The 12,678-nt window shown below is 71.5% G+C and carries 12 protein-coding genes; 1 reads left to right on the top strand and 11 read right to left on the bottom strand.

What is annotated here, in order from left to right:
* Positions 1–9: 9 nt before the first annotated feature.
* The 11 genes from BUE41_RS28995 to BUE41_RS29045 all read right to left on the bottom strand — a co-directional run bounded on the left by BUE41_RS28995 (position 10) and on the right by BUE41_RS29045 (position 11,488).
* Entirely contained in the window at positions 10–1,629 is a 1,620-nt protein-coding gene (locus BUE41_RS28995) for an acyl--CoA ligase family protein (protein ID WP_073460544.1), read from the bottom strand.
* Entirely contained in the window at positions 1,626–2,603 is a 978-nt protein-coding gene (locus BUE41_RS29000) for an NADPH:quinone reductase (protein ID WP_073460545.1), read from the bottom strand. Before BUE41_RS29000 ends, BUE41_RS28995 begins: the two co-directional genes overlap by 4 nt.
* On the bottom strand, positions 2,603–3,583 hold the full coding sequence (locus BUE41_RS29005; RefSeq protein WP_073460546.1) for an NAD-dependent epimerase/dehydratase family protein: 981 nt from the start codon (positions 3,581–3,583) through the stop codon (positions 2,603–2,605). The genes BUE41_RS29000 and BUE41_RS29005 overlap by 1 nt, the downstream gene beginning before the upstream one ends.
* An 11-nt stretch (positions 3,584–3,594) precedes the next feature.
* Positions 3,595–4,422 (bottom strand): SDR family NAD(P)-dependent oxidoreductase, encoded by an 828-nt coding sequence (locus tag BUE41_RS29010; protein ID WP_073460547.1) that lies wholly within the window; start codon positions 4,420–4,422, stop codon positions 3,595–3,597.
* A gap of 28 nt (positions 4,423–4,450) precedes the next feature.
* Entirely contained in the window at positions 4,451–5,764 is a 1,314-nt protein-coding gene (locus tag BUE41_RS29015; protein WP_073460548.1) for an MFS transporter, read from the bottom strand.
* A 91-nt stretch (positions 5,765–5,855) separates the two neighbouring features.
* The gene (locus BUE41_RS33055) at positions 5,856–6,827 is read right to left on the bottom strand and encodes an SDR family NAD(P)-dependent oxidoreductase (protein ID WP_073460549.1); all 972 of its coding nucleotides are present in this window, start codon (positions 6,825–6,827) and stop codon (positions 5,856–5,858) included.
* Between the two features lie 17 nt (positions 6,828–6,844).
* Positions 6,845–7,645, bottom strand: coding sequence for an SDR family oxidoreductase (locus BUE41_RS29025; RefSeq protein WP_073460550.1), 801 nt, complete (start codon positions 7,643–7,645; stop codon positions 6,845–6,847).
* Between the two features lie 20 nt (positions 7,646–7,665).
* Positions 7,666–8,307: an enoyl-CoA hydratase/isomerase family protein gene (locus tag BUE41_RS29030; protein ID WP_073460551.1), complete on the bottom strand. Its 642-nt coding sequence runs from the start codon at positions 8,305–8,307 to the stop codon at positions 7,666–7,668.
* Positions 8,304–9,494 carry a CaiB/BaiF CoA transferase family protein gene (locus BUE41_RS29035; RefSeq protein WP_073460552.1) on the bottom strand — a complete coding sequence of 397 codons (1,191 nt, stop codon included), beginning with the start codon at positions 9,492–9,494 and terminating at the stop codon, positions 8,304–8,306. The genes BUE41_RS29030 and BUE41_RS29035 overlap by 4 nt, the downstream gene beginning before the upstream one ends.
* A 277-nt stretch (positions 9,495–9,771) precedes the next feature.
* Positions 9,772–10,512 carry a Crp/Fnr family transcriptional regulator gene (locus BUE41_RS29040; protein WP_073460553.1) on the bottom strand — a complete coding sequence of 247 codons (741 nt, stop codon included), beginning with the start codon at positions 10,510–10,512 and terminating at the stop codon, positions 9,772–9,774.
* Between the two features lie 49 nt (positions 10,513–10,561).
* Complete coding sequence (locus BUE41_RS29045; protein ID WP_234997658.1) at positions 10,562–11,488, bottom strand: alpha/beta fold hydrolase; 927 nt, start codon at positions 11,486–11,488, stop codon at positions 10,562–10,564.
* A gap of 4 nt (positions 11,489–11,492) precedes the next feature.
* Between BUE41_RS29045 and BUE41_RS29050 the strand changes: the two genes are divergently transcribed.
* Positions 11,493–12,380 carry an NAD(P)-dependent oxidoreductase gene (locus BUE41_RS29050; protein WP_084756110.1) on the top strand — a complete coding sequence of 296 codons (888 nt, stop codon included), beginning with the start codon at positions 11,493–11,495 and terminating at the stop codon, positions 12,378–12,380.
* Positions 12,381–12,678 lie beyond the last annotated feature (298 nt).

Genomic DNA, 12,678 nt, shown 5'->3' on the forward strand with positions numbered 1-12,678 from the left:
TCGTGGTGCTCAGCCGCGGATGCGCGCGGCTTGGCCGGACCACTCCTTCTCACGCAGCTCGAACTTCTGCACCTTGCCGGTGGAGGTCTTGGGCAGCTCCGCGACGAACTCGACCTCGCGGGGTGCCTTGTAGCGGGCGATCCGGGACCGCACGTGCTCGAGCAGCTCCGCCTCGGTCGGGTCGGTCCCGGGTTTGGCCACGACGAACGCCTTCGGTCGCTCGCCCCACTTCGGGTCGGGGACCCCGACCACGGCGACCTCCAGGACGTCCGGGTGGGAGGCGACGGCGTGCTCGACCTCGATCGTCGAGATGTTCTCGCCGCCTGAGATGATCACGTCCTTCGCACGGTCGCGGAGCTCGATGTACCCGTCGGGATGCATGACACCGAGGTCGCCGGAGTGGAACCAGCCGCCGGCGAACGCCTTCGCCGTGCCCTCTGGGTCACGGAAGTAGCCCTGCATGACGTTGTTGCCGCGCATCACGATCTCGCCCATCGTGGTGCCGTCGGCGGGGACGTCGTTCATGTGCTCGTCGACGACGCGGACCCGTTCCGCCTGCAGCATCCTCACGCCCTGGCGGGCCTGCAGCGCCGCGCGCTCCTCGGGACCGAGCCGGTCCCACGCTCGCTGGGGCTGGTTGACCGTGTACGGACCGTAGGTCTCGGTGAGGCCGTAGACGTGCACGATCGAGAAGCCCAGCCGCTCCATCTCGAGGATGGTCGTCGGGCTCGGCGGCGCCCCCGCCGTGGTGACGACGAGTGTGCGGTCGAGCGGGTGTGCTCGCTCGGCCTGCATGATCGTGGTGAGGACCGTGGGCGCCCCGTTGAGGTGGGTGACCCCGTGGCGGTCGATGAGTTCCCACACCCGGTCGCCGCGCACCTCACGCAGGCAGACGTGCGTACCGCCCACCGCGACCAGCGCCCAGGTGGTGCACCAGCCGTTGCAGTGGAACATCGGCAGGGTCCACAGATAGACGCTGCCGTCGTCGTGGCGGGAGTGGATGATCTCGCCGAAGGAGTTCAGGTAGGCGCCGCGGTGGGTGTAGACGACGCCCTTGGGTCGCCCGGTGGTGCCGGAGGTGTAGTTGATCGCGATCGGTGCCCGCTCGTCGTCGACGGTCCAGGGGAACTCGGCCTGCTCCCGGTCCGCGACCGCGAGCAAGTCGTTGAACGCGATCGCGCCCGGGACCTCGACGGCCGGGTTCGGCCCGAGCGGGTCGACCGCGACCGCGATCGTCCGCACCGTCGCGAGCGAGTCGGCAATCGGGGCGACGGTGCCGGCGAAGGCGGCGTCGAGTACCAGCACGCGCGCCCCGGAGTGGTCGAGGATGTAGCGGACCTCCTCGGGGGCGAGCCGGGTGTTGATCGCGACCAGCACCGCCCCAGCCAGCGGCACGGCGAAGTGCGCGGCCAGCACCTCCGGCACGTTCGGCATCAGGTAGGCGACCCGGTCGCCCGGCCGCACTCCGGCGGCGCGCAGCATCCGCGCCCGCTGTTGCACCCGCGCGGCGAACTCGCGGTAGGTCCACACCTCGTCGCCGTGTACCACGGCGGGGTGCTCGGCGAACACCTCGGCCGACCGCTCGAGGAACGATAGCGGCGTGAGCTGGGTGATCGACACCTCGCTCATCGCCCAGCCATCCGGACCACGACCTTCCCGACGAACCCCTGCTCAACCCGGTCCTGGGCCGCGGCCACCTCGTCCAGCGGGTACGCCGCCACCGGCAGGGCCGTGAGGGCCCCTGCGGCGAGCGCGTCGGCGGTCCAGCGCACCGCATCGGTCAGCTGATCGGCCGACAGCCCGTAGAGCAGAACGAACGACCACGTGAGGTTCTTGGTCATCAACGGACCGCCAGGCAGGGTCAGCGTCTCGTCCGCGGCGTAGGTGGCGATCGTGCCGCGGGGCGCGATCACCGCGAGGTCCAGCTCCAGGTTCGCGGCCGGCGAGACCTCGACGATTCGATCCACCGGGCCCGCGTGGTCCAGGACGCGCTGCGCCGCACCGGGCTCGGTGTAGCGGACGACGTGGTCGGCCCCGGCGGCCTCGGCGAGCGCTTGCTTCTCCGCCGAGCTCACCGTCGCCACCACGCGGGCCCCTGCGTGCTTGGCGAGCTCGATCGTGAAGTGTCCGACCGCGCCCGCGCCGCCCGTGACCAGCACCGTCCGGCCCCGTACCGCCTCTGGGCGGCCACCGAGGCAGTGCGCGGCGGTCAGTGCCGGTACACCGAGGCAGGCGCCGAGGTCGTCGGTGGCGCCGTCGGGCAGCGGCACGGCCCGCTCCGCAGGCACCACCGCATACTCGGCCGCGGTGCCGTACCGATTGTGGTAGGCGGCGAGGTACAGCCACACGCGCTGTCCGGCCGCGAGCCCGGTGACGCCGGCACCGACCGCGTCGACGACGCCGGTTCCGTCGTGGTGGGGAACCTGGAACCCGTCCGGGCGGCGCCGCGTCAGCCCGGCGCGGGTCTTCCAGTCGGTCGGGTTGATCCCCGAGGTGGTGATCCTTACGCGCACCTGGCCGGGGCCTGGCTCGGGCACCTCGAGATCGACGACCTCGAGGACGTCGGCGGCACGTCCCGGGGCGTGGTAGACCGCCGCTCTCATCACGGCCGGCGCGCCGTCACGTGCTCGTAGTAGTGCCGGACCGCTCGGTCCGGGTCGTAGCGGGGGCGCCATTGGAACTCCTCTTCCATCCGGGTGCGGTCGAGCACCATGTAGGCGCTCTCCTTCGCGTCCATCGGGTTCAGGCCCGGGCCGAGCTCGAGCACGGCGCCGGGAATGGCCCGCCGGATCACGTCCGCGAACTCGCCGAGCGAGATCGCCCGACCGCTTGAGACGTTGTAGGCGCGGTGGCGCAGCGGCCCGGGCGCCGATGCCACGAGCGCGATGGCATCGGCCACGTCGAGGACGTAGATCAGGTCGTCGCGCTCGTCCGCGCCGTGGTCGAGCGCGAAGGACCGACCCGACGCCGGCAGCTCGACCATCGCGCTGTAGACGGAGATCTGCTGGCCGAAGCCCGCGAGCGCACCGTGGCGCTGCAGCTTGCCCGGGCCGTAAATCGTGGAGAACCGCAGGCTGACGCACTCCAGGCCGGTGGTGCGGGCGTACCAATCCAGCACGTCCTCCGCCGCGGTCTTGGTGATGTCGTACATCCCGCGGGGTCGTCGCTCGTCGTCCTCAACGATCGGCGCGTAGGTCGGGTAGCCGCGCGCGCCCGTCGTGGGGCCGTAGACCGCCTTCGAGCTGGTGTAGACCACACGCCGCACGCTCGCCGCGGCCGCCGCCTCGCACACCCGGGCGGCGCCGCCGATGTTCACTGCGATCGCCGTGTGCGGGTCGGTCTCGCACGAGACGAAAGCGGCGAGGTGCACGACGCAGTCGGGACGCACCCGCGACACCGCGCCAGTGACCGCGTCGGCGTCGCGAACGTCACCGACGATCAGCTCGATCTTCTCGGCCACGTCCTCGACCAGGGAGAGGTCGCGGCGGTTTTCGAACACGGCGACCTCATGCTCGCGACCGACGAGCTCCCGGACCACCCAGGAGCCGTTCACGCCGAGCCCGCCCGTCACCAACACCCGCACGATTTGCCTCCTCATCCCTGGCCCCCCGCTGCGTCGACGAGCCGCCGGAACGACGGCACCATCGGCGCGTACGCCGACATCCCGCCGTCGATCACGAGTACGTGACCGTTGATGAACGCCGCCTCCGGGGAGGCCAGGAACAGCGCCGCGAGCGCGACGTCGTCCGGGCGCCCGAGCCGGGGTGCCGCTACGTGGTCCACCAGCACTTCGGTCTGCGCCGGGGTGTACATGCCCGCGGTGCCGGGCGAGACGATCGGGCCCGGCGCCACGACATTGCAGCGGATCCCGCGCTTGCCGTACTCGACGGCGATCGCCTTCGACAGCCCGATCACGCCGGCCTTCGCTGTGGCGTAGGCAGGTCGCGCGTCCAACGACAGCCAGCCGACCAGCGAGGAGGCGTTGGTGATGCTGCCGCCGCCCGCCCGCAACATGTGCGGCACCGCGTACTTCGCGGTGAGCACGCAGCCCATGAGGTCCACGCTCAGCTGCTGCGCCCACACCTGCGGATCGCAGTCGGCGACGGCGACGTCCGCGGCCACCACGCTCCGGTTCGAGGCGTAGTTCTGCAGGACGTCGAGGCGCCCGAACGTGCGGACGGTGAATTCGACGAGCTCGGCGACTGCGGCCTCCTGCGCGACGTCCGCGGCGAACGGCTCGACGATCCCGCCGTCGTCGCGGATGCGCTCCGCGGTGCCCGCCGCGCCCGCAGGGTCGATGTCGGCAGCGACGACCCGGGCGCCTTCACGGGCGAAAAGCTCCGCCGTGGCGGCCCCGATCCCGGAACCCGCACCGGTGACCAGCGCGACCTTGCCGGTCAGCCGCCCCGTGGACGAGCTCATGCGCACTCCCTCCCAGCGATGTGACACGTCATGCGGCGGCCGGCCTGCGCGCCACCGACGCGGAAATGAGCACGACGGCGAGCGTCACGAGCGCGGCCGCGGTCATGTACCAGGCGGGGGCCAGCGTGTCGCCGGTTAGATCGATCAACAGCGTCGCGACGAACGGCGCGGTACCTGCGAAGATCGCGGAGCCGAAGCCGTAGCCGATCCCGAAGCCCGACGCCCTGACCTGCGTGGGAAACAGCTCGGCGAACAGCGCTGGGATGGCGCCGCCAAACGCCGCGACGGGGATCCACAGGATGAGCTGCCCGACGAGCGCCGCGGCGAACCCACCCAGCCCGATGACCAGCAGGCTGGGGTACGGCAGGAGCACCGCCAGCGCGCACGCGAAGACGAGCACCGACTTGCGGCCGAACCGATCGGAGAAGTGACCGAAGACCAGCACCAGGACGACGCCGACCGTAGTGGCGACGACTACCGAGGTCAGCGCCTCCACCGCGGACAAGCCGATCACAGACTGGATGTAGGTGAGCACAAAGGCTTGCACGGTCGACGCCGCGATGTTGAACCCGACACAGATCCCGAGCACCACGAGGAAGGCCCGCCAATGCCGGCGGAACAAGGTACGCAGCGGGCTGCTCTCCCGTGCGTTGCCGGCCTTGACCTCCTCGAACTCCGGCGACTCCGCGATGCGGTACCGCAAGTAGAGCCCGACGACGAGCAGCGGGAACCCGAGCAGGAACGGCACCCTCCAGCCCCAACCGTGCAGCGTCTCCGTGGACATCGCGATGGTGAGGACCAGCACCACGACCGCGCCGAGGACGCTGCCCGCGGTGGAAGAGAAGAACGCAAAGGACCCGTAGAGCCCGCGCCGGTGCGCGGGCGCGTGCTCGACGAGGAAGCTGGCCGACGTACCGAACTCGCCGCCCACGGACAGCCCCTGCAACAGCCGCGCGAGGCACAGCAGCAGCGGCGCGACGACGCCCGCCGCGGCGTAGGTCGGCATCACCCCGATGAGCACCGTGGTAACGCCCATGATCAGAACGGCGACCGCGAGGGGAATCCTGCGCCCGTGGCGGTCGGCGAGCCGGCCGAACACGACGGCGCCCACGGGGCGCATGACAAAGCCGACCGCGAACACGGCGAGCGTGGACAGGATCGCGGCCAATGCGTCGCCGGCCGGGAAGAACAGCTGCGAGATGACCGGCGTCAGCGACGCGAAGATGGCGAAGTCGTAGAACTCCAGGGCGTTGCCGGTGCCGGCGGCGACGACGGCCCGGCGCGCGAGCGGGGTGCGAGCGGGCACCTCGCCCGGCGCGACGGGGGAAGCGGATCGAGACATCGATGTCCTCCGATCGTCAGGTCAGACCAGGACCCCGTCGGTCACGCGGTCGAGCAGGCGACGACATCCTCTGCGAAGTGGCAGATCCCACTCACGGTCTCCTCATGGCCCATGTGCCCGGCTGGTCAACAGGTTGGCGAAGCCGGAGCGGTCGTACAAGCGTTCGACAGTCCACGAGGTCGAGCGTCTGCACAGTGCCTCCTGGGAAAGCCCGGACGGGGCGAGGCCCCCGTGACTGGCGCTGCCGGGGCCGGCGCCCCTGAGAGGCCCCTGCATCCGGCTCGGTCGAGTCTCGCCGCAGGCCGCGGCGGTGACTGTGACTTGGATCAGCCGACTTCGATCCGACGCGGCGCGCGTTCGCGCTGGGAGTCCGGGGCCCGTCACGCTGCGCCCGCCGTCGACGACGTACTGCGCCGGTCTGTTTGACGCGATGTCCGAACAGAAGAACAGGACAACGTTCGCAACCTCCTCCCGGGGTCGAGTACCGGCCGGTGGGCTGGGCCGCCCGGTTGCGCTCGGTGAGCCCGTCGGGCCGAGCTGCTCCTCCAGCGGCTGCATCGCGACCGCGTCGACGGGTCCAGGGCACACCGCGGTGACCCGGACCGTGGCGTTCGACCTCGCCCGTCGCGGCCTTGATCAGACCGATCACGGCGTGCTTCGAGACGGCGTGGACGGGTGCGCCTGGCGTGGCGATGATGCCCGCCACCGACGCGGTGTTCACCATCGCGCTGCCACCCTGGGCGATGCTGCGCGGCAGGACATTGTGTAGGCCGAGAAAACACGCCCATGGGGTGTTGTTGGCGAAGCGGTCGATCCGGCCGAAGCGCTCAACCGCGGCCTCCACGCCCGCCTGAGCGTCGGCCGACTGGGAGACGTCGGCCAGCACGGCCACCGCCGTGCAGGCAGCGCTCCGTATGCCCTCGACCGTTTCCTCCGCCGCGGCGGCATCCCGGTCGACCGCCATTACCGCGGTGCCGTGCCGGGGGAACGCCGCGTACGCGGCCCGCCCGATCCCGCTGCCGTCACAGGTGACGAGTGCGCGCCCCTTGCCGCTGACGTCCATGCGGTACTTCGCGATGATCAGTAGTGCACCGCGCCTCGGTTGCCGCCGGCGACGCCGATGGCGTCGCCGGTCACGGCGGCCGCGCGCGGCGAGCAGAGGAAGACGACGACGTCGGCGACTTCGGCGGCCGTGACGATTCGGCGCAGGCTGTTGCCCCCCGCGAGCTGGGCGCGTACCTGCTGCTCGCTGAGCCTGGTGGCCGCGGCGCGGGCGGCGACGAGGCCGGGCGTGCGCTCGGTCTCGACCACGCCGGGGTGGACGACGGTCACGCCCACGCCGGCGGGGCCGAGCTCGTCGGCGAGGTTGGCGGTGAGTGCGGCGACCGCGACGTTGCGGATCGTGGCGGAGACCGAACCGGTGCGGAGGGCGGCGAGGCCGGAGATGTTGACGATCCGGCCTGATCCCTGCCGGGTCATGTGCGGGGCGACCGCCCGGGCGCAGCGCAGGTAGCCGAGGACCTTGGTGTCGAAGTCGGCCGCTACGTCACCGTCGGTGAGCTCGGCCAGCGGCGGTGCGGTCCCGGTGGCGGGTTCGGCGGCGGCGTTGACGAGGACATCGACGCCGCCCCACGCGGCCACGACCCGATCGACCGCGCCGCGCACAGCGGCGTCGTCGGTGGTGTCCGCGGCCGCGGTGAACACCTCGGCGTCCGGACACGCGCGCCGGATCTCCGCGGCGGCGGCGTCGAGGCGCCGGGGGTCCCTCGCCAGCAGCGCCACCCGGGCGCCCTCGGCGACGAGCCCGCGGGCGACGGCGAGTCCGATGCCCCGCGATCCCCCGGTGATGATCGCGCGTGCGCCGCGTAGCTGCAGGTCCACGTGTCCTCCTGGGTGTCGGGTCAGTCGGTGGCCGCCGCCCGCAGCGCCGCTGCCGTGCCGGCGACGGCCGCCGCCGGCGCGTCGCGCACCCCGGCGAGGAGGTGCTCGACCGCAGCGGGCACGTCGGCACTGCATCGGTCGACGAGGCCGCGGTCCAGCGCCTCCTCGGCACTCCAGGTCTCGCCCCCGTAGAGCAGCAACCCGGCGGTCCCCGGCCCGACGATGCGCACAAGCTGCGTCACGAATGCCTGCTCGTACACCAGACCGCGCCGCAGTGCGGGGATCCCGAACCGGGATGCAGGCGAGCAGATGCGCACGTCGCAGGCCAGCGCCAGGCTGCACCCGGCCCCGAAGCACGGCCCGTCGATCGCGGCGACCGTCGGCACAGCCACCTCCCGCAGTCGCAGGACGGCCCGTTCGCCCAGCTCCCGCATCTCGTCAGCGCGCCCGGGAGCGCGCAGCTCACCGAGGTCGGCGCCGGCGCAGAAGCTGCCACCCGCCCCGCTCAACACGACGGCGGCGACGCCGGCCCCGTCCACGTCGTCGAGATAGCGGTGCAGCGCCGCCCACATGTCGGCGGTCAACGCGTTGCGCTTCTCCGGCCGGTCGATCGTGAGATGGGCGACACGGTCGCGGACCTCGAGCCGGACGGCGCTGCTCATGCCGCGCCCACCACCCGCTCCCGCAGCAGCCGTTCGACCTCCGGCCCGTCGACCCCGATCTCGGCGAGCAAGGCTCGGGTGTCCTCCCCGATCCCTGGCGCCCTGCGGCGAGCACGCGGCGCGCCGTCGGCGACCACCGGGGTATTGACGATGCACGGGTGGCCGAACCGGTCGGCGTCGCTCGGAAACATCCCCCGCTCGCGGTACTGAGGGTCGCCCAGCATCTGCGGGATGTCGTTGACCGGCCCGCACGGCACCCCGGCCTCCCGCAGCCGCGCGATCCACGCGTCGCGCGGTGCGGTGACGAACCTGTCCTGCAGGATCGCAGCGAGCTCGGCACGGTAGGCGAAGCGCGCCGACTCCCCCTCGAAGCGAGGATCTCCGGCCAGGTCGATCCCGAGCACCGCGCACAGGTCCTTCCACGACCGCTCGGTCGCCCCGATCACGAGGGTCGCGCCATCGCCGCAGGTGAAGGCCTCGTATGGGGCGGTGAGGCGGTGCGCGGTACCCAGCGGGGCGGGGGCCTCACCGGTGGCGACGTAGTCCGCGACCTCCCAGAGCGACCACCCAGCGATCGTGTCGGACAGCGAGACGTCGATGTGCGCACCGCCGTGCCCGGCCCGGGCCCGGTGCAGCGCCGCGAGCACGCCGATCGCGCCCCACATCCCGGTGCCCAGGTCCCCGACGGGATACCCAGCCTTCGCCAGCTCGCCGCTGGGGCTGCCCGTCACGCTGAGCAGCCCTCCGTAGGCCTGCGCGACGAGATCGATGCCCTTCGCGTCGCGCATCGGACCGTGCTGCCCGAACCCTGAGATCGAGCAGTACACGAGGTCCGGGCAGTCGTCCTTGAGGTCGTCGTAGGACAGGCCGCAGCGGGCGAGCGCGCCGACGCGGAAGTTCTCGACCAGTACGTCGGAACGCTTCGCCAGCCCGCGGACGATGTCGCGCCCCCGCTCGGACTTGATGTCGACGGCGATGCTGCGCTTGTTGCGGTGGATCAGGTCGAACGGCAGCGGCACCTGCTCGCGGCCCACCAGTCGGCGGCGCAGCGGGTCGCCGTCCACCGGCTCCACCTTGACAACCTCGGCCCCGAGGTCGGAGAGGATCATGGTGCAGTAGGGCCCGGCCAGCGCCCCCGTTATGTCGAGGACCCGCACCCCGCTGAGGAAGTGGTGCTCGTCAGGCATCCGTTCGCGCTCCTTCCCACAACCGCACGACCCGCCGCAGCACGGCGATCTCCTCGGTCAGTTGGCGTTCGCTCCGTTGGGCGCCCCGGACGTCACGGACCCGTGATACGTGCCGGGGAACAGGTACAGCTCGACCCCTCCCGCGGCTTTCTCGTCGGGCCGGTACGGCGGGGTGCGGCCCGCCGCGCCCCGGCGTGTCTCGGTCCCGTCGCTGCGACCGATGCGCGGCAGGGCCGCGGACGCCGGTAGGAACTCGTCGTCGAGGCGGGGTGGGTGGTCATGGGTTCGGCCGCCTGGGGCCCAGCTCGCGGAGCCAGCCCCCAAGGGGCTCCGACGCGAACGACCGCAGCAGGCCCGGGTCCTCGATCCAGATCTGGCGCCGCGAGCGGCGGATCGCACCGGTGTCGGAGAGCTTCTTGAGGGCGCGGGCGACGACCTCCCGCACCGAGCCGATGGCGCTAGCAAGCTCCGCCTGGTCGGTCTGGACGAGCAGGCCCCCCACGGTGGGCGTGGCCATCTCCAGCAGGTGCCTGCTCACCCGCTGCTGCACCGACCCGAACAGGTTGTCCTCGTAGTAGGCGACGGTCTCGTAGGTGGACTCCGCGAGGTACACCGCCACCTGGTAGCTGAGCGCAGCGTGGGTACGCATGAGCCGCCGGAACGTGTTCGGGTTGAGCAGCGAGACCTCGCAGGCGGTGACCGCGTGCAGCGACGCGGGCGCCCCGTGCGTGAGCATCGCGGGCACAGCGGTGATGTGGCCGACGGTCATGTACCGCGTGGTCACTTCGCGACCGTCCCACGACGTGATCTGCGCTCGGATGCGGCCCCGGTGGATCAGCGCGACCCGGTAATCGCCCTCCTCGCCCCGGCAGATGCACACGCCCGCCGGGTACGTCGCGATCCGGCTGTCCGCCAACAGCGCGTCGCGCACCTCGGGGTCCTGCCCCGCCAAGAAGCTCTTCGACCACGCCTCCAACGCCGCCGCCGATGGTCGGGCACCAGGACCATGCGAGTTCATGGCACGCATCGCTCCGTCTCCGGGCATCGCCACCCTTCCGGTGAGACCACTAGTGAGCATCAGCGTCGATCCGATCGAGGTCGAACTGCAAGACCGCCCGCGAGCGGGGATCGCGCTCGGGCCAAGTGCCAGCCTCGACGCACACCACGAACTGGCGAACAAGGTCGTTGAACCGGCTCGGGTCCTCCAAATTCGGCACGTGCCCCGTGTTCGGCAACACCTGCCACCCGCAACGCGGGACCGTCCGCTTGAGCAGCAACCCCGTCGACAGGCACGCCTCGTCCTCGTCGCCCGTCACAACGAACAGCGGGACCCGAAGGCCACTCAGCCCCTCGGTCAGATCGTGCAACGCTGGACGCCGCCCCTGCACCTCGAGGATCGTGTGCACCAGCCCGTCGACGGAGTGCTCGGCGAACTGGTCGACCATCTCCTGCCACGCCTCCCAGTCTCGAGCGGCGAGCTGCACCCGACTGGGTCCACCGGCCATGCGCTCGCCGACGAAAGCCGCCCCGTGCGAGCGCAAGTAGTCCGCGACGTGGCGGGTCTCGGCCAAGTACGCATCGCGCGTGGCCGGGTCAGAGCCGGACCCGACGCTCACCGCCATGATCGACCGCACGCGGTCGCGGTGGTGCAGGCCCACCTGCAGGGCGGTGTAGCCGCCCATCGAGAGCCCGACGAGATGCGCGCTCTCGAGCCCCAGCGCGTCGAGGACGGACACGGCGTCGGCGACCGCCTGCTGCCACGAGTAGGCCGACGCGACGGACGGCACGTCCGAGGGGATGTAACCGCGCGCCGCGTAGGTGAGGCAGCGAAAGTCGCGACCCAGTTCACGGACCTGCCGTGCCCAACTGCGGTGGTCACCCGCGAACTCATGGAGAAAGAGAACCGGCGGGCCCTCGCCGGTGTCGGTCACATGCAGCCGGACCCCGTCCGGGGCCCGGACACTCATCGTGCGTGCGGGCACTGCTGCATCCACGTCGATGCCCTCCCTGACGTCGCTGCGCTGCGGCCATGCTGGCCGGGGCACCGCTGCCGCGTCTGTGACCCAAGTGCGCGCTCACAGCGGTTTCGTGGGGCTCGGCCGGATGGGCCAACCGATGACCCGACACCTCCGGGACGCGGGATACCGGGTACGCGGATACGACCCGGATCCGCATGCGGTCGACATCGTCCGATTGCACGGGGTCGAGACGTGCGACTCCGCGGCGGCCGCGGCTGAGGGCTGTGACGTGGTATTCCTGATGCCGGGGACGACGAAGCAGGTTCAGGACGCCCTCGCGGGGCCCGGTGGGGTTCTCGCGGGCGTGGCGCCGGGCACTGTCGTCGTCGTGAGCAGCACCATCAGCCCGAGCGACGCGCGCGCGTTCGGAGTTGAGTGCGCGTCGGCCGGCATGCGGTTCCTCGACGCCCCGGTGGCCCGAGGTGAGGCGGGCGCCCACGACGGGGACCTGCTGTGGTTCGTCGGCGGAGACGGCGAGACCCTCGACGCCGTCCGGCCGGCATTGGAGCCGTGTGGGAAGGAGATCTTCCACCTGGGCCCGATCGGGACGGGCATGGTCGGCAAGGCGATGAACAACCTGCTCCTGTGGGCGGCCGCGATCGCCGACCGCGAGGCCATCGCCCTGGCGTCCGAGTTCGGCGTCGACACCCACACGCTGATCTCGGCCCTGCTCCGCTCGAGCGGGATGAACCAGTTCCTCAACTACTACGGCAAGATCGACCGGTTCCCGTGGTCCCACAAGGACATGAAGATCATCTCCGCTGTGGCCGACGAGGTCGGGCTGTCGCTGCCGCTCGCCGGCATGCTGCGGGAGATGGTCAAGCCGTTGATGATCGAGACGGGTTGCCGAGATCTCATCACGCCGTGAGCGGGCGCCGCGGTCGTAGGGGCGGACGAATCTGATCAACCAGCTGCCAGGTCTGACCCAGCCGGCACCGGAGGTCGTCGGTGTCCGGTTGTCCGGGCGGCTCGCCCCGGGCGTGCTCGCCACCGACGTCGCACTCGGGCTGATCAGGAGCTGCGCCACGTCGGCGTGAATCGCCCTGGGTGGTGGAGAGGCTCTGATCTAGCAAGGAGACTGGAGCCGTGCCTGCACCTCGGAAGTTCGATGAGGAGACCCGCGCCCGCGCGGTGCGCCTGTACGCTGACCGGCTGCGTGATCACGG

Source organism: Pseudonocardia thermophila (genome assembly GCF_900142365.1).
GTDB classification, from domain to species: domain Bacteria; phylum Actinomycetota; class Actinomycetes; order Mycobacteriales; family Pseudonocardiaceae; genus Pseudonocardia; species Pseudonocardia thermophila.

Excerpts from the sequence above, each read along its gene's own strand:
- BUE41_RS28995 (WP_073460544.1), bottom strand. The coding sequence starts at position 1,629 with ATGAGCGAGGTGTCGATCACCCAGCTCACGCCGCTATCGTTCCTCGAG.
- BUE41_RS29000 (WP_073460545.1), bottom strand. The coding sequence starts at position 2,603 with ATGAGAGCGGCGGTCTACCACGCCCCGGGACGTGCCGCCGACGTCCTC.
- BUE41_RS29010 (WP_073460547.1), bottom strand. The coding sequence starts at position 4,422 with ATGAGCTCGTCCACGGGGCGGCTGACCGGCAAGGTCGCGCTGGTCACC.
- BUE41_RS29015 (WP_073460548.1), bottom strand. The coding sequence starts at position 5,764 with ATGTCTCGATCCGCTTCCCCCGTCGCGCCGGGCGAGGTGCCCGCTCGC.
- BUE41_RS33055 (WP_073460549.1), bottom strand. The coding sequence starts at position 6,827 with ATGGACGTCAGCGGCAAGGGGCGCGCACTCGTCACCTGTGACGGCAGC.
- BUE41_RS29030 (WP_073460551.1), bottom strand. The coding sequence starts at position 8,307 with ATGAGCAGCGCCGTCCGGCTCGAGGTCCGCGACCGTGTCGCCCATCTC.
- BUE41_RS29035 (WP_073460552.1), bottom strand. The coding sequence starts at position 9,494 with ATGCCTGACGAGCACCACTTCCTCAGCGGGGTGCGGGTCCTCGACATA.
- BUE41_RS29040 (WP_073460553.1), bottom strand. The coding sequence starts at position 10,512 with ATGAACTCGCATGGTCCTGGTGCCCGACCATCGGCGGCGGCGTTGGAG.
- BUE41_RS29050 (WP_084756110.1), top strand. The coding sequence starts at position 11,493 with ATGCCCTCCCTGACGTCGCTGCGCTGCGGCCATGCTGGCCGGGGCACC.